12 protein-coding genes are annotated in these 17068 nt (G+C 61.0%); all 12 read left to right on the top strand.

What is annotated here, in order from left to right; translation table 11 throughout:
- Positions 1 to 35 precede the first annotated feature (35 nt).
- Positions 36 to 4361 (top strand): CusA/CzcA family heavy metal efflux RND transporter, encoded by a 4326-nt coding sequence (locus ACOOHD_RS10395; protein WP_420457810.1) that lies wholly within the window; start codon positions 36 to 38, stop codon positions 4359 to 4361.
- A gap of 61 nt (positions 4362 to 4422) precedes the next feature.
- Entirely contained in the window at positions 4423 to 5604 is a 1182-nt protein-coding gene (locus ACOOHD_RS10390) for an efflux RND transporter periplasmic adaptor subunit (RefSeq protein WP_420457809.1), read from the top strand.
- 53 nt (positions 5605 to 5657) lie between these two features.
- Positions 5658 to 8093 carry a heavy metal translocating P-type ATPase gene (locus tag ACOOHD_RS10385; RefSeq protein ID WP_420457808.1) on the top strand — a complete coding sequence of 812 codons (2436 nt, stop codon included), beginning with the start codon at positions 5658 to 5660 and terminating at the stop codon, positions 8091 to 8093.
- Positions 8094 to 8098: 5 nt separating this feature from the next.
- Positions 8099 to 8719 carry a cation diffusion facilitator family transporter gene (locus ACOOHD_RS10380; RefSeq protein WP_420457807.1) on the top strand — a complete coding sequence of 207 codons (621 nt, stop codon included), beginning with the start codon at positions 8099 to 8101 and terminating at the stop codon, positions 8717 to 8719.
- 146 nt (positions 8720 to 8865) lie between these two features.
- Positions 8866 to 9543: a response regulator transcription factor gene (locus ACOOHD_RS10375; protein ID WP_420457806.1), complete on the top strand. Its 678-nt coding sequence runs from the start codon at positions 8866 to 8868 to the stop codon at positions 9541 to 9543.
- Positions 9540 to 10448, top strand: a complete 909-nt coding sequence (locus ACOOHD_RS10370) for a sensor histidine kinase (protein ID WP_420457805.1) — start codon at positions 9540 to 9542, stop codon at positions 10446 to 10448. Before ACOOHD_RS10375 ends, ACOOHD_RS10370 begins: the two co-directional genes overlap by 4 nt.
- A 24-nt stretch (positions 10449 to 10472) precedes the next feature.
- Positions 10473 to 10799: a sensor histidine kinase gene (locus tag ACOOHD_RS10365; RefSeq protein ID WP_420457804.1), complete on the top strand. Its 327-nt coding sequence runs from the start codon at positions 10473 to 10475 to the stop codon at positions 10797 to 10799.
- A 368-nt stretch (positions 10800 to 11167) separates the two neighbouring features.
- Positions 11168 to 11950 (top strand): hypothetical protein, encoded by a 783-nt coding sequence (locus ACOOHD_RS10360; protein ID WP_420457803.1) that lies wholly within the window; start codon positions 11168 to 11170, stop codon positions 11948 to 11950.
- A gap of 97 nt (positions 11951 to 12047) precedes the next feature.
- On the top strand, positions 12048 to 13691 hold the full coding sequence (locus tag ACOOHD_RS10355; RefSeq protein ID WP_420457802.1) for an ArnT family glycosyltransferase: 1644 nt from the start codon (positions 12048 to 12050) through the stop codon (positions 13689 to 13691).
- 9 nt (positions 13692 to 13700) lie between these two features.
- Positions 13701 to 13910 carry a hypothetical protein gene (locus tag ACOOHD_RS10350; RefSeq protein WP_420457801.1) on the top strand — a complete coding sequence of 70 codons (210 nt, stop codon included), beginning with the start codon at positions 13701 to 13703 and terminating at the stop codon, positions 13908 to 13910.
- 12 nt (positions 13911 to 13922) lie between these two features.
- Positions 13923 to 14390 carry a phosphatase PAP2 family protein gene (locus ACOOHD_RS10345; RefSeq protein ID WP_420457800.1) on the top strand — a complete coding sequence of 156 codons (468 nt, stop codon included), beginning with the start codon at positions 13923 to 13925 and terminating at the stop codon, positions 14388 to 14390.
- A gap of 251 nt (positions 14391 to 14641) precedes the next feature.
- Positions 14642 to 17062 (top strand): TonB-dependent receptor domain-containing protein, encoded by a 2421-nt coding sequence (locus tag ACOOHD_RS10340; protein ID WP_420457799.1) that lies wholly within the window; start codon positions 14642 to 14644, stop codon positions 17060 to 17062.
- The last annotated feature ends 6 nt before the right edge of the window (positions 17063 to 17068 follow it).

Below are 17068 nucleotides of genomic sequence, written 5' to 3'. Positions count from 1 at the left end.
CCCGTCCCCATCTCCTGGTTTACTTACCTGCTCCCATGTTCGATAGTATTATCGCCTATTCCGTACGGAATAAGCTAGTCATAGGGATGTTCGTCCTGGCACTCCTCCTGTGGGGCCTCTATTCCCTACGCCAACTGCCCGTCGATGCCGTCCCCGACATCACTAACAACCAGGTGCAGATCATCACCTCCTCACCTACGCTGGCCACCCAGGAGGTAGAGCAGTTCATCACCACCCCGGTAGAGCTGGCCCTGCAAAATCTGCAGGACTTGGAGGAGATCCGCTCCATCTCCCGCTTCGGCCTCTCGGTAGTGACCGTGGTGTTTGATGAGTCTACCGACGTGTACCTCGCCCGCCAGCTCGTGAGCGAGCACCTACGAGAGGCCGAGGCCAATATTCCCGCCGGACTCGGTACCCCCGAGATGGCCCCTATCTCGACCGGGCTGGGCGAAATTTACCAGTATATCGTACGCCCCGCTTCGGGTTATGAAGACCGCTATTCCGCCACGGAGCTGCGCAGTATTCAGGACTGGATCATCAGCCGCCAGCTCTCCGGTATCGAGGGGGTGGTGGAGGTCAACGCCCTGGGGGGTTACCTCAAGCAGTACGAGGTGGCGGTGGACCCCGCCGCCCTCAAGTCGGTCGGCATCAGCATGAACACCGTTTTCGATGCCCTGTCCCGCAGCAACGAAAATAGCGGCGGTGCCTACATCGAAAAGAACCCCCGCACCTACTACATCCGCACCGATGGCCTGACCGGCAGCCTGGAAGACATCGGCAATATCGTAGTCGACGTACGCCAGGGCCGCCCCATCCTGATCCGCGATCTTGGCACCGTCCGCTTCGGCAGTGCGCCCCGCTACGGCGCGGCGACCTCTGATGGGCAGGAGGTCGTCAGCGCCACCGTCATGATGTTGAAGGGGGCCAACTCCGCCGCGGTCACCGATCGCATCAAGGAGCGCATGGAGCAGGTGCGCCAGTCCCTACCCGAGGGAGTGATCATCGAGCCCTACCTCGACCGCGATAAGCTAATCTCTACCGCCATCGGTACCGTAAAGCGAAACCTGATCGAGGGTGGCCTGATCGTCGTCTTCATCCTCGTACTGCTACTCGGCAACTGGCGGGCAGGGCTGATCGTGGCCTCCGTCATCCCGCTGGCCATGCTCTTCGCCGTATCGATGATGAACGTACTGGGCATTTCCGCCAACCTGATGAGCCTGGGGGCCATCGACTTCGGGCTGATCGTGGACGGGGCGGTCATCATCGTCGAGGCCATCGTGCACCGGCTACGTGCCCCCCTCTCCCCCGGAGAGGGGTCGGGGGAGAGGACCCTAACGCAGCCGGAGATGGACCGGCAGGTAACAACCGCTTCTATCGACATCCGCAAGTCCGCCGCCTTCGGAGAGACCATCATCCTCATAGTCTACCTGCCCATTCTGGCCCTGGTGGGCATCGAGGGCAAGATGTTCCGCCCCATGGCCCAGACCGTTATGCTAGCCATCGCAGCTGCGCTCGTGCTGTCGCTGACCTATGTGCCGATGGTATCCGCCCTGTTCCTCAGTAAGACCGTAACCGCCCGGCGGACACTAGCCGATCGCATCATCGCCTTTTTCCAGCGCCTCTACGCACCCGCGCTTGCCGCCGCCCTGCGCTTCAAGACCGCCTTCGTGGTGGCTACTGTCCTTCTCTTCGGGATCAGCCTGGGGGTGTTTACCCGTATGGGGGGGGAATTTATCCCTACGCTAGAGGAGGGAGACCTCGCCCTGCACCAGATCCTGCCGCCGGGCACCTCGCTTTCGCAGTCGGTGGAGGTCTCCTACGTCATTCAGAACCAACTGAAGGAGACCTTCCCCGAGATCGAGAAAATCGTCACGAAGATCGGGGCCGCCGAAATCCCCACCGACCCCATGCCGGTCGAGACGGGCGACATCATCGTCGTCATGAAGCCGAAAAGTGAGTGGACCAGCGCCGACAACCGACAGGACATGATGGAGCTGATGGAAGCCACCATGAACAGTATCCCCGGCGTAGCCTCCGAGTACTCCCAGCCCATCCAGATGCGCTTCAACGAGCTCATGACCGGCTCGCGCTCCGACATCGCCATCAAGCTCTACGGCGAGGACCTCGATGTGCTGGCCGCCCGTGCCGCCGAGGCCGAGGCTATCATCCGGGGCGTGGATGGGGTCGGTACCGTGAAGCTCGAACAGACTGAGGGCATGCCCCAATTGATCGTCGACTACGATTATGCCCGCCTAGCCCAGTACGGACTACAGGTGCGGGACGTCAACCGGGTCATCCGGGCCGGCTTTGCGGGTACGGCGGCCGGAACGGTCTACGAGGGGGACCGCCGCTACGATCTTACCGTCCGCCTCGCCGAGACTGCCCGCAACGACCTCAGCGACGTCGCCAACCTCTACCTCCCGCTGGCCGACGGCGCCCAGGTACCCCTCTCCTCCGTGGCCACGGTCGAGCTGCGCGACGCCCCCCTGCAAATCAGCCGCGACGATACCAAGCGCCGCATCGTCATCGGCGTCAACGTCGGTAGCGGTACCGATACCCAAACGCTGGTGGGCCGCATTCGGAAGGCCCTTACCAGCCGCATGGAACTGCCCGCCGGCTACTACTTTACCTACGGCGGGCAATTCGAGAACCTACAGGCGGCCACCCGTCGGCTGGCCGTTGCCGTGCCGGTGGCCCTGGGGCTCATTTTCATCCTGCTCTACTTCACTTTCGGCAGCCTGCGGCAGGCAGCACTCATTTTCGTGGCCATCCCGCTCTCCGCCATTGGTGGGGTCTGGGCGCTGGAGCTGCGCGGCATGCCCTTCAGTATCTCGGCGGGCATCGGTTTTATCGCGCTCTTCGGCGTGGCGGTGCTCAACGGCATCGTCCTGATCGGCTACCTCAACCAGCTCAAACGGGAGGGGTGGACCGACGTGCGCGAGCGGATCGTCGAGGGCACGCGGGTAAGACTGCGGCCCGTCATCATGACCGCATCGGTAGCCTCCCTCGGCTTTCTGCCCATGGCACTCTCCACCTCGGGTGGCGCGGAGGTACAGCGGCCCCTGGCCACGGTGGTGATCGGCGGGCTGGTGTCGGCTACCTTTCTCACGCTCATCATTTTGCCCATCCTCTACAGCTGGCTGGAAACCTGGCACGATCGCCGGCTAAACAAACGAAGCCTCCTACTACTACTGCTTCCCTTCTTCCTACTACCCAATTGGGCGGGCGCGCAGGTGCAACGAACGTCGCGGGAGGCCATGGTGCAGGCTGCCCTCCGCAACAATCCTGGCATCCGCGCGGCCGAACGGCAGGCCCTCCGCAGCGAATCGCTGCGCAACCTCCCCTACGTACCCGGCACCCTCGACATCAGCTACAACGGCGACGGCCTCTTCCGCCCTACGGACCAGCTCGTCAATCAGCTGACGGTCATTCAGCGGCTAGACCACCCGGCCACCCAGCGGGCTGCGAACGCGCTCCAGGAGGCTACGGTAGCCGCCGATCGCATCCGCAGTCAGCTCACGGCCGCCGAGCTTACCCTGGAGGTAAGCTCCCTTTACCACCGGCTCCAGTACCAGGAGGCGCTGTCCCGCCACTACGCTGCGCTGCTCACCACCTACGAAGAATACTACCGCATCGCTCAGGTCCGCGTGGAAACCGGGGAGGCCAACCGCCTGGAGGCGCTCACTATTGAAGCCGATCTCAGGACATACCGCCAGCTCGGCGAAACCGTCCGACTCGCCACCGCAAACCTGAGCGATCAACTGAGCCTGCTCACGGGCACGCCCGACCTGCTCCCGTCCGACACCCTCCGCCTGGTCGCCTACCCCCCGCCGCCCGACACCGCCGGCGGCAGCTTGAGCGTGCGGCTCACGGCGCAGGAGGTAGCCATCAACCGGGCGGACATCACTACGGTACAGGCGCTGACCAAACCGAGTTTCCGCCTGGGCTACTCCGCGCAGCGGTACTACGAGGGCGGCTACCTCAGCGGACTGGAGGCCGGCGTGATCCTCCACCCCTTCACCGGCCCGGCGCGCCGCCGCGTCGAAGCCCAGCGCCTGGGCGTGGTGGTGGCCGAGGACCGCCTGGCCGCCCAGCAACTCACCTACCGCCAGCAGCTCCGGTCCACCGTCAGCGAGCTGGAACAGGCCACCGCCAGTGCCACCTTCTACGCCGATCTGCTCGTAGACCTAAACGCCGAGATCGTCCGCGTGTCCCGCCTGAACTACCGCGCCGGCGAGCTCAGCTACCTGGAGCTCCTCAGCGCCCTCCGCCTCCTCGCCGAGAACCGCGCCACCTACCTGGAGGCCCTCCTCAACCAAAACCTAGCCGCCGCCCGCCTCGCTTATCTAACAACCCCGTAGGGGTTCCCCGCCCCTGCCCCAGGACGCCAGTCTTGGGATATTCCCCCAAAAGCTCCAAGCCATGAAAGCCGCATACGCATTGCTCTTTCTCCTCCATTTTTGCACCTGCGGCCCCGCCCCAGAAAATGACGGCCCGGAAGACGACCCGCATCCTGACCCCCACGAACAACAGCCCGACGCCGGCATTCACCTGACCTCCGAGCAGGTTCGCAATATGGATATCCGCCTCGGCGACTTCACTGCCCTGAAACTGAACGACTACCTCAGCGCCACCGGCGCACTAGGTCTGCCGCCCAACGCCTACGCCGCCGTGAGCACCCGCGCCGCCGGCTTCGTGCACGACGTGCGCAACTACGTCGAGGGCGACTACGTGCGCAAGGGGGCTACGCTGGGCTACCTGGAAAACGTAAACTTCATCGATCAGCAGCAGCACTTGCTGGAGACGAGAGCGGAACTGGAGTTCCTACGCCAGGAACTGGAGCGGCAGGAGCAACTGGTAGCCGCCAACGCCGGGGTGCTTAAATCCGTGCAACGCCTGCGCTCGGAGGTCGCGGCGAAGGAGGCCACGCTGGCCGGCATCACCCAGCGCCTGGAGTACGTGGGCATCCGGGCCGCTGACGTGACCCCGGCAAACATCATCGACCGGGTCACCCTGTTTGCCCCCCGCTCCGGCTACATCACCACCATTAATGTGCACGATGGCATGTATGTCGAACCTAGTATCGAGCTGATGGAGCTCATCGACGAAGATCACCTACACCTGGAGCTGGAGGTCTTCGAACGCGACGTAGCCCGCGTGGAGGTGGGGCAGCGGGTGAGCTACCGGATACCCGCCCTGGGGCCCCAGCAGTACGAGGCGGAGGTGCACGTGATCGGCAAAGTATTTAATCCGGAGAACAAGACCGTGCGCGTACACGCTCACCTGCGCGGGGAGCAGCCGCCCTTCGTGGAGGGCCGCTTCGCCGAGGCGCGTATCTGGCTAGACGATCAGACGGTAGCGGCCCTACCGGAAGCGGCCGTTGTGCGGGAGGGCGAGACCAGCTACGTCTACGCCGCCCCGGCAACGGCGCAGGAGGACGAGATCACCTTCACCCGCCTCATGGTCAACCCGGGCACCACCGACGATGGGTTCACCGCCGTGCGCCTGATCGATTCGCTGCCGGCGGGTATGCGGATCGTGACGCAGGGGGCCTACTTCGTGTACGCGCAGTCGCAAGTAGGTAATATGGAACACGAGCACTAACGCCGTGAGCTACTTAAGCAGTACAAACGCAAACACCGCTAAGAACTCCAAGCATGCATAAACTGACGCTGAATCTCCCCGTCCTATTACCCGAAGTGCCCGACGCCCGGGACCGCTGCGTCGAACGCCTGTTGGAAGCCCTGCGGGCCGAACCGGGCGTTGATACCGCCCACCTCAAAGGGGGAACACCCCCGGAGGTCTGCATTCATTACGACCCCGATCAGCTGGCGCTGGAGAAAGTAGAGGCCCTGGCCAAACGGGCCGGCGCGCAGATCACTCGCCGCTACCGACATCTGCTGCTCGACGTGACCGGTATCCGCCACCAACGGCATGCGCGTCAGGTCGGCGAACAAATCGGGAAGACCGGGGGCATCACCGAGGCCGTGGTCTCGGGGGCGGGAGTGGCGCGGATCGAATACGACGCCGAGGCCATCGACGAGGCGGGGGTACGCCGGGCGGTGACCGACACCGATCTGCGCATCGCCGGTACGGTGGAAGCGGACGAGCACGCCGGCCACGACCACGGCCACACCCATGACCACGGCGGCATCCTCGGGGAGAATACCGAGCTGTACTTCGCCATCGGTAGCGGGGTGTTCTGGCTGGCGGGGCTGCTGCTGAGCTTCCTGGAGGGGGTGGCCGAGATCGTACCGACCGTACTGTTTGTGATCGCCATTTTGCTGGGGGGCTACTTCATTCTGATCGAGGCGATACAGACCATCCGGCAGGGGAAGTTCGAGATCGACTTTTTGATGCTGGTGGCGGCGGCCGGGGCCTGCGCGCTCGGGGAGTTTCAGGAGGCTGCGCTACTGTTGTTCCTATTTAGCATCGGTCATGCGCTGGAGAACTACGCGATGGGTCGGGCGCGAAAGTCCATCGCCGCCCTGTCCGATCTGGCCCCCCCTACCGCGCTGGTGAAGCGGGGCGGCGAGACGGTGGAAGTCGGCGTGGAGGAGCTGGCTCTGGGCGATACCATCGTCGTACGCCCGAACTCGAAGATTGCCGCCGACGGACTGATCGTAGGCGGCAGCTCGGCCGTCGATCAGGCACCGATCACGGGGGAGAGCGTGCCGGTGGACAAGCGGCCCGTCGACGATCCCGCGAAAGACTACGAACTAGATACGCTAGCGGCCGAGCACCGGGCCTTCGCTGGCACCATCAACGGCAGCTCGCCGCTGGAAATCCGGGTGATGAAATTGGCGGGTGACAGTACGCTTTCCCGTCTGGTGACCCTGGTCAAGGAGGCCGAGACCCAGCAGTCGCCTACCCAGCAGCTGACCGACAAGTTCGAACGCTACTTCGTGCCGGCGGTGATCGGGCTGGTGGTACTGCTGTTGTTCGCCTTTCTGGTGATCGACGAGCCCTTCTCGGCGAGCTTCTACCGGGCTATGGCGGTGCTGGTGGCGGCCAGTCCCTGCGCCCTGGCAATTTCCACCCCCTCAGCCGTCCTGGCCGGAGTGGCGCGAGCCGCCCGGCAAGGGGTGCTCATCAAGGGAGGGCGTCCGCTGGAAGACCTCGGGGGCATCACCGCCCTGGCCTTCGATAAGACGGGTACCCTGACCGAGGGCCGGCCCCGCCTGACGGAGGTTATTCCCGCCGCGGGTGTGAAGGAAACCGAACTGCTCACCACGGCCGTTGCCGTCGAGGAACTGAGCGACCACCCCCTGGCCGCCGCGATCGTGAAGGGCGGCAAGGAACGCCTGGCGGATGCTACAATCCCGCAGGCCGAAAACCTCGAAGCCCTCACCGCCCGTGGCATCAAAGCCGTGGTGGACAGTCAGCAGGTACATATCGGCAACCGGCGGCTCTTCGAGGAGCTGACTGGAGCGGCCGTACCCCAGCAGCTCGACCGGCAGATGGCCGAGCTGGAGGCGAAGGGAAATACAGCGATGATCGTCTACCGCGACGGGAAGTACCTCGGCGTAATTGCCGTGATGGACGTGGCCCGCCCCGAGGCAAAGTCCACCCTGGCCGCGCTCAAAGACGTCGGTATCCGCAAGATGGTCATGCTCACCGGCGACCACCAGAAAGTGGCCAATGCCGTTGCGGCCGACATCGGCATCACCGACCCCCTCGGTAGCCTATTACCCGAGGACAAGGTGGCCGCCATCGAGCGACTGCGGGCCGAGGAGGGCATGGTGGCCATGATTGGCGACGGGGTGAACGACGCGCCGGCCATGGCAAAGTCTACCGTGGGCATCGCCATGGGCGCGGCCGGCTCCGACGTGGCCCTGGAAACGGCCGACGTGGCCCTCATGGCCGACCGACTCGATAACCTGCCCTTTGCCATCGGCCTGAGCCGCAAGGCCAAAGCCATCATTCGTCAGAACCTGATCATGAGTCTCGGCATGGTGGCCATCCTGATTCCCCTCACCCTTTTGGGCATAGCCGAGATCGGTCCGGCGGTAATCGCCCACGAGGGCTCTACGCTGGTGGTGGTGGGCAACGCCCTGCGGCTGCTGGCCTATAAGCGAAACGCTAAGAACTGAGTGCAATGAGTAACGAGAACAGAGAGCAAACCCTGCATAAAGCCGAGCGGCTACAGATATTCAATGTCGTCTACGATACCATTGAAGTCGGCGTATCGCTGACCGCCGGTTTCATATCCGGAAGCGCGGCCCTGATCGGTTGGGGACTGGATAGTACCATCGAGGTAGTTTCGGCCAGTACGCTGTGGTGGCGGCTGCACGGTGAGTCCGAAGGTATTGCGGAGGAGGAGGTCACGAAACGGGAGAAGATCACCTTCTACGTTATTGCGGCCTCCTTCCTGGTCGTGAGCGTGTTCATTACCTACGACTCGGTGTCGAAGCTCATCAACCGGGAGACCGCCGAGTGGAGCAATCTGGGCATAGGTATCCTGCTGGTATCGCTGGTGGTCAACCCCTTCCTGATTTACTACAAGCGCAGGTACGGCCAGGCGCTGGACAGTGGGGAGCTGATCGCCGACTCCAAAGACACCTTCGTTTGTCTTTACCAGACCGTGGCCGTGCTGGCCGGGCTCCTGGCCGTACGCTACCTGGACTGGTGGTGGGCCGATCCGGTAGCGGCGCTGCTGATCGTGCCCTATGCGCTGAAGGAGGGGTGGGAGGCGTTCGGGGAGGGGCGGGAGCGGTGAGGGTGCATTTCCCCGCGGAGGTCCGGGGACTGCGTAGAGCATTTAGAAAACAGATCGCACCAATAGCTCCAATTTATCTCTAATATTGGGGCGGCAACTTGCGCCCGTAAGATTCCACTCACACTTCGCTTCCAAGGCTCCAGTTCATGAAAATCCTCATCATCGAAGACGAAGCGGTCCTGGCTGAGAGTATCCAATCATACCTGGAATCCGAAGGTAACCTATGCGAACTAGCCGCCGACTTCGACGAAGCCTGGGAAAAAACTGGGCTCTACGACTATGACTGCATCCTGGTAGATATTACCCTGCCCGGCGGTAGCGGACTGGAGATCATCCGTAAACTGAAGGCCGACCAGCAGCGGGCCGGTATCATCATCGTCTCGGCTAAAGACAGCATCGACGACCGTATCAGCGGGCTTGAGCTCGGTAGCGACGATTATCTACCCAAACCCTTCCACCTGGCCGAGCTCAACGCCCGCATCAAGGCCCTCGTGCGCCGCAACCAGTTCGGGGGCAATCAGGAAATACACTACCGCGAGATCCGAGTACGGCCGGGCGAGCACGAGGTGACCGTAGCAGACCGTCCGGTCAAACTAACCCGCTCGGAGTACGATTTACTGCTCTACTTCCTGGCCAATCCGAACCGGGTGCTGACCAAGGAAGCCGTGGCCGAGCACCTTAGCGGAGATCAGGCCGATCTACTCGACTCTATCGATTTCATCTACAGTCACATCAAGAACTTGCGCAAAAAGCTGGTGGGCGTGGGAGCTCAGGACTATATCCAGTCGGTCTACGGTCTCGGCTATAAGTGGGCGGCGGTATGAAGCTATTGCAGCGCACCTCCCGCTACTACCTCGCCTTTTCAGCGGTAGCCTTTCTCCTCACCGGTCTGCTGCTCTTCTCCGTGCTGCGCTACATCATCGACGACGAGCTGGACGATCAGGTCGCCGACGCCAGCGTGCGGCTCGATGCCTACCTAGCCCAGCTGCCGGTGGTGCCGGATACCTTTTACCAGCTCGACGCCGTCGTTACCACCGCGCCAATTGGCCGGATCACTAAGTCATTTACCTTTTCCGATACGTCCTTCTTCGAACCCATCGAGGCAGAGTTGGAACCCTACCGCAGAGTGACCTACGACCGGGAGATCAACGGGCAGCCCTACCGTATCACCGTTTCCCGGCTCAAGGTAGAGAGCGAGGACCTCATCGTAGTCCTATTTGGGGTAAGTATGGCCTTTTTCGGACTGTTCTTGCTCGGTATTTACGTGCTCAACCGCTACCTCTCCCTGCGGCTCTGGCAACCCTTCCTTGGGGCGCTGACGCAGGTGCAAAGCTTTGACGTGAAGAGCAAAACGCTTCCGGTATTCCCCCCCAATGACACTGAGGAATTCGACCGGCTAAATGCCGCTCTGCGGAGCATGACCGAAAAGCTCCGCCGGGACTACCACTCCCTGCGGCAGTTTGCCGACAATGCCAGTCACGAGTTGCAAACGCCGCTGGCCATCATGCGCAACCAGGTCGATCTGATGCTGCAATCTGCCGACCGTAACGAAGCCGATTTCGCTCATCTCCAACACCTCAGTGAGGCACTGGACCGCCTCAAAAAGCTCAACCAGGCCCTGCTGCTGCTCACCCGCATCGACAACGATCAGTACGAGCAGCTAGAAGACATCGAACTGGCCCCCCTGCTGCGGAACAAAATCGAGCAACTCGAAGCAATGCTGGAGTAGAAAGGACTGCTGCTCGAATCCGATTTGCACCGCACCTGCGTCCGCGCCCACCCCGTGCTGCTGGACGTGCTGCTCAACAACCTGCTTAGCAACGCGATCAAGCATAATGTGGCCGGCGGGCGGGTGAGCATCACGTTGCGGGACCGAACACTAACCGTGGGGAACACCGGGTTGCCTATGGTGGGCAATGATACGGAACGGCTCTTCGAACGGTTCGGAAAGGGGGATGCGGACAACCAGTCGCTGGGTTTGGGTCTTTCCATCGTCAGGGAGATCTGTAAGCGGTACGGATACCGTCTCACCTACGAAAACAGGGGGGAGTGGCATGAGATCATACTTGGCCTCCAGTGAAGGTAATCGCGATGCTTTTGCTACGCGGTAACTATACTCCAGTAAATCTCCAAAGTTGACCGACAGCTTTGCCGGTATAACCTAAACCCCCCTGATTTGCATCCGTACGCTTTGGCTTTCTCGGATCGTTTCCTTATTCCTGCTGCTCGGTTGGTTTCCCCTGGCCGGGCAATCCCCTACGGAGGGAGGGGAAGGGCCCTATTACCTCAGTCTTAAGTGCGATCTGCTGTACGCTGGTACGACGGTGGGCTCCGTAGCCTTTGGCAGCGTGCCGGCCCTTCACCGTAAGCCCATTGGGCCGAGGGGGATGAGCTTGGTGCCGGCGGGTAACGGATTATATCTCTCTTATCGCTTCTAAATTTCACGCTATGCTAAGTGCATCCTCTACCAGTCCCCGCAAGGTAGCAACGGTCACCCTGGTTTTTTGGATCATGAAGATCTGCACCACTACGCTGGGGGAGACGGCCGGTGATTTGCTATCCATGACCCTAAGGGTGGGGTATGGGCTGAGCTCCCTGATCCTCATTGGGGCTTTCTTGATTACGCTCGTTGCTCAGTTGCGGGCCCGGGTGTATCATCCTATTTTGTACTGGTCGGTGATTCTTACCACTAGTACCGCCGGCACTACCATTTCCGATTACATGGATCGCAGCCTAGGCCTTGGGTATGCCACCGGAGCACTGATCTTAGTTGTATTACTGCTCACTTCACTGGCCATTTGGTACCGATTGGAAGGTTCGCTTTCCGTGAGCAACATCCGCACCTTCCGTCCGGAAATGTTCTACTGGATCACCATTCTCATTTCCAACACCCTCGGGACGGCCCTGGGGGATTTTTTGGCCGACGATTCCGGTTTGGGTTTTATGGGGGGCGCGTTATTGATCGGGTCCGGTATTAGCGTGGTGGCTGCCCTGTACTACCTGACCGATCTGTCGCGCGTGCTACTGTTCTGGGTGGCCTTCGTACTGACTCGACCATTCGGCGCGACCTTTGGTGATCTACTTACCAAACCCACCGGGGCGGGGGGGCTCAATTTGGGCACGATCGGCTCCTCTGCGGTGCTATTTATCGTGCTGGTTGTTCTCGTGGCATACTCGGTAATCACTCTGCACCGCGGAGGGCCCGAGCAGGGCAAGTCGAGCACAGAGTAGGGGGACCCTGCGCTAAAGGAACACTACGGCCTCTCAATCCTCCAGTCTTTCTACAAGATCGGTGGGGTACTTCGCCGGCTCACGGCAATCCCTACCCATGACGTTCACGGCGCGCCGAGTCATCCAGGCGCTACTAGTTCTGTTTAGCCTACTACTCTTTTACCGCCTCGGCTCCTGGGGCGTACTGGAAACCAGCGAGGCCCGCTACGCCGAAATGAGCCGGGAGATGTACCTGAGTGGCGACTACCTGCACCCGACCTTTACCGGGCTCCGACACTATCATAAGCCACCGATGACGTACGCCATTACGGCCCTCGCTTATCGGCTCTTCGGGGTCTCCCCCTGGTCGGCACGTTTCTTTCTTCAGATCGCGCTGTTGGCCCAACTGTGGCTGATGTACCGCATCGGTGTACTGCTTCTGGACCGGCAGGCGGCTCTTTGGGCGGTAGCCATTTACGCTTCTTTTCCTGCCGTACTGATCGGGGCCCACAATCTGACGACCGATCTGTACCTGACCACCTTTCTACTGGCTGGGGTCTGGGCTTTTTTGCGTTCCCAAAGTCAGCGGCACCCGCTTCTCTGGCTATTGCTTACATATACCTTTTGCGGGCTGGCGGCACTGACCAAGGGTGCGGGTGTGGTGATCCTGCCGGCCGTCCTACTTCCCACCTATTACCTGCTGCATCCGCCCGCTAGTTGGTGGAAAACGATCGCACGGCACGCGCTAAATGTACTAGTGTTTCTGGTCGTGGGTCTGTCTTGGTACGCTGCCCTGATCGTCGAAGACCCGTTCTTGCTGCATTACTTCGTAGTGGAGCAGACCGTACACCGCTACACCTCCGACCAGTGGATGCGCGCTAAGCCCGCCTATTTTTATCTCGTGACGGTGCTGGCGACCACGCTTCCCTGGGGGGTGGCGTTGATCGCGCACGGTCGTTGGTGGCTGGCCGTGCGGGCACTGCGCAAAACCATGCTTTGGCTGGCCGCATGGGTCGTTGGGCCCATTCTGTTCTACTCCTTCGCGCAGTCGAAACTAATACTGTATGTGCTCCCGGCTTACGCTGGAATTGGCCTACTAACTGCGGTGTGGCTGCAACAGGATGATACCAGCGGCCGCCAGATAGAACGGTGGCTACTAATAATGCAAATTCAGGCAACTATTTTGCTAGTCGCTCTACTGGCCACTCCCTGGCTAACAACCCAGGTAGCGGGGGGCGTCCGGTACTATGCCTACCTGGGTTTCGCGCTGCCGCTGATCTGGTATTTACCCCGTCACACAGTCGCTACTACCGCCAACGGAGCGGAGCGATTACTTATCGTAAGTCTCCTTTTTGCTACCTGCCTCATTCCCATCGGACGGGAATTTCTCGCGCATAATGAGCTACTGGTCAATAGTCCGCAACCCCTGGTCCGCTATCTGAAGGAGCGTGGACTAGGTGACCGCGAGGTGCATATGCTTAACCGGGAGCTGCCCGGGCTGGCCTTCGGTCTGGAGACCGATATGAAGCGACTGTACGAAGGCGGTATGCCGCGGGATACGTCCCGACAGGTGAACGAGCTCTGGCACGAACGGTGGTACGACGTTTCCGTCCCCGCCACCGTGGATCTGCTATCCCGCAGGTGGCATCGCACGCCCATCGTGGTGATTGCCCCCGGCGCGCCGTCGGATAGCCTACGCAACTGGTTGGAGGGGCTGGGGCAGCAGGACCGATTGGGCCGTTACTACATCTACTACAATTAAACGACTGCGATGCAAGCCATCTGGAACAGCTTCACTAGCTACCTCCGCCGGGACGAGCGGCTGGCCCTCCACCTTGTACTGGCCCTTGTGGTGGGATACCTCCTGCTTACCGTCTTTGTCTACCTACTTCCTACGTCGATCATAGATATTGAGTTTTCGGAGGAGGTGCAGGAGCACCAATCGCCCGGGCTGGACTGGTTCATGAGGGCCATCAGTTGATTTGGGAGCAATATGGGGGCCATACTCAGTATCGCGGTGGCGACCGTTGGGTTCTACCTTGCCCACAGGCCCCTCGAAGCAAAATTTATTCTACTGTCGGTACTGAGCCTTCCGGTCATTGCCGCCGCCAAGCTCATCATGAACCGGCAGCGGCCCACGGCTGATCTGGTGCGGGTGGTGTACGAGGCGCAGTTTCAGAGCTTCCCGAGTGGTCACGTTACCTTTTATACTGTTTTCTTCGGCTTTCTGGCGTACCTAGCCTACCGGATGACCGGCTGGCCCCGGGGTGCGCGGGTAAGTTTAGGAGTTTTTTCGCTATTCCTGGTATTTACCGTACCCTTTTCCCGGGTGTATTTGGGCGTTCACTGGGGGACGGATGTGCTGGCCGGTTTCCTGCTTGGACTAGCGCTGTTGGTCGGTTTGCTGAGCTGGTATACCCACACCCTGAAAAAGCGTACTGGGGAGGATATCGCTATATGATTGAAGTATCGGACCAACCAAGATGTCTCCAACCTCACCTGGCACCTTTGCACCTGCGGCCCCGCCAAAGGCGACGCATAGAAATCCCCTTACCATGAAAGCATTTTTTGCATTTACCGTATGCTCGCTACTACTGGCTTCCTGCTCCCTGGAACGGGACATAAGGACGGCACCCGGGTCGAGCGCCTACCCCTGACGGAAGCCGACCGCGATTAAGCTATCTTGTTAACCATGTACTCTAACTCCACCCTATGCGCTTACTGCTGTTCTTGTATTTCTCAATTTTTTCCCTGACTAGCTACGGTCAGGCCGCTGAGGTAAGCGGGCGGGTGGTAGGTTCGGATACGGGGGAGGGTCTGCCCTTTGCCTCCATCGTCGTACTACTAGACGGCAGCCAGCAAGGAGGGGTACTCACCGACGAGCAGGGCCGCTTCCAACTCGGTAGCCTGGCCGCCGACAACTACGTACTGGAGATCAGCTACCTAGGCTACCTCCCGCTTACCCATCCGTTCCGGGTGGGGGAGACGGCCTCCGCTCTCGACCTCGGTAGCCTCTCACTACAGCCCGATGCCGCCCGATTGGAGGAAATCACAGTCACCGGCCGCCGGGAAACCGTGGCCGCCGCCCTGGACCGCAAGGTGTTCTCCCTGGACGATAACCTCTCCCAGGCCGGCGGCTCGGCCCTCGAGGCCATGCGCAACCTGCCCGGCGTGACGGTGGACCCGGAGGGAAAGATCCTCCTGCGGGGCAGCGACCAGGTCACCGTACTGATCGACGGCAAGCCCAGCAGCCTGACCGGATTCGGGAACCAAAGGGGGCTGGACAATCTGCCGGCCGCTAACATCGAGCGCATCGAGATCATCAACAATCCCTCGGCCAGATACGACGCCCGCGGACTGGCCGGCGTGATCAATATCATCTATAAAAAAGACCGCAACGACGGCTGGAACGGGGAGGCCGCCCTCTACGGCGGGCTCGGAGAACTCACCGAGCGGCGGGCCAACCTACCGAACCTCACCGATAAGTACGCCTGGACACCCAAACTGAACCCCGCCCTCAGCGTGAACTACCGCAGGGAAAAGATTAACTTCTTCTTCCAGGGCGACGGCATCGTGCGCCGGCGCGTCAACAACAACACCTTCACCCTGCGCGACTACACCGACGGTAGCGACCGGCGCGACATCCGCAGTCAGTTCCTCGAAAACCGCCAGCAGCAGCTCTACAACCTCAAGGGCGGGCTGGACTGGTCAATCGACCCCGCCAATACCTTCACGGTCTTCGCCCTCTGGCAGGATGAGTACCACAACGACTTCGGTTACGTCCCCTACGACGATGCCGAAAGCGGCGAGCGGCGACGCCTTTGGACCTGGATAGAGGACGAGCGTACCAAATTCATAAACTATTCGGGCGCCTTCGACCACAAGTTCAGTCAGCCAGGGCACGAGCTGCGGGCCAGCTACCTTTACACCGGCGGGGGGGAGGATGAGCTCTTCCCGTTCGTCGATAATAAAAACGGTGGCCGGTTCCTGGACGGCACCTTTCTGACCATCTACGAGTACGTCAACAACATCAGCCTCGACTACACCAAGCCCCTGGCCAACGGTACGCTGGAGCTGGGCAGCAAGACCAGTCTTCGGCGCATACCGCTCACCTACACCCTATTTCCGGGGGAGCAGAGCATTCTCGACCCCAAGCTGGGTAGCTACTCCGAATACCGCGAAGACGTGTATGCCCTGTATGGCAACTACGTGCGCGAGGGCGAGCGGCTGACCCTCGAGGCCGGTCTACGCTTCGAGCCTACGGTTGTCGACTTTACCATTGACCCGGAGAACGCCTACTACAGTAATGAGCGTTATGATTATCAACCGCTTTTTCCTAGCGCACGCCTGAGTTACCGGGGCGGGGCCGCGGGTGCAAAAATCTCCCTGTTCTACAACCGTCGCATCGACCGGCCTAGCGAGTTCTTCGTCCGGCCCTTCCCCAAGTACGACGACCCGGAACTGCTCAAAACCGGCAACCCGGCGCTACGTCCCCAGTTCACCCAGACCCTAGAGGCCGCCTGGAAGCAGGGGGGAGAGCGGGGCTCGGTCTACGCCGCCGTCTTCTACCGGTCGATCACCAATATCTTCGCTCGTATCCTGACCACGGACGCGAACGGCGAGGGGCAGTTTCCGGTCTTTCATACCATTCCCCAAAATCTGGGCGATGGTACGAACATTGGTCTGGAGCTCATCGTAGACCGCCGGCTGAGCGAGTCATGGCGCTCCGATGCCAGTCTGAGCGGGTACCGCAACCACCTGGCTGCCTTCAGTGGCGCGCACCGCTATCCAACCGTACAGCCCTTCTCCGTAGCAAGTAGCACCGGCTACACCTGGAACGGCAAGCTCAACGTGAATGGAGATGTTAGCGAGACGGTCGATTTGCAGCTAACGGCACAGTACCTCGCGCCGAATATCATTCCCCAGGGTAAGACGCTGTCGCGCTTCAGTCTTGATCTGGGCCTGCGCAAGCAGCTGCCCGCACAGCGGTTGGAGTTTAGCCTGGCAGCTACCGACCTGCTCAATACCTTCCAGATCCGCGAGCAATTTGCCGGGGAGGGATTTACCGTCACCACGGCCAACTACTACGAGACACAGGTGGTTACGGCGGGGGTAAAGTACAAGCTAAAGTAAGTCGAC

This window comes from Neolewinella sp. (assembly GCF_965214665.1).
In the GTDB taxonomy this organism is placed as follows: domain Bacteria; phylum Bacteroidota; class Bacteroidia; order Chitinophagales; family Saprospiraceae; genus Neolewinella.
Note: the sequence above shows the minus strand (reverse complement) of the source record. Positions and strands in the feature narration are given on the sequence as shown.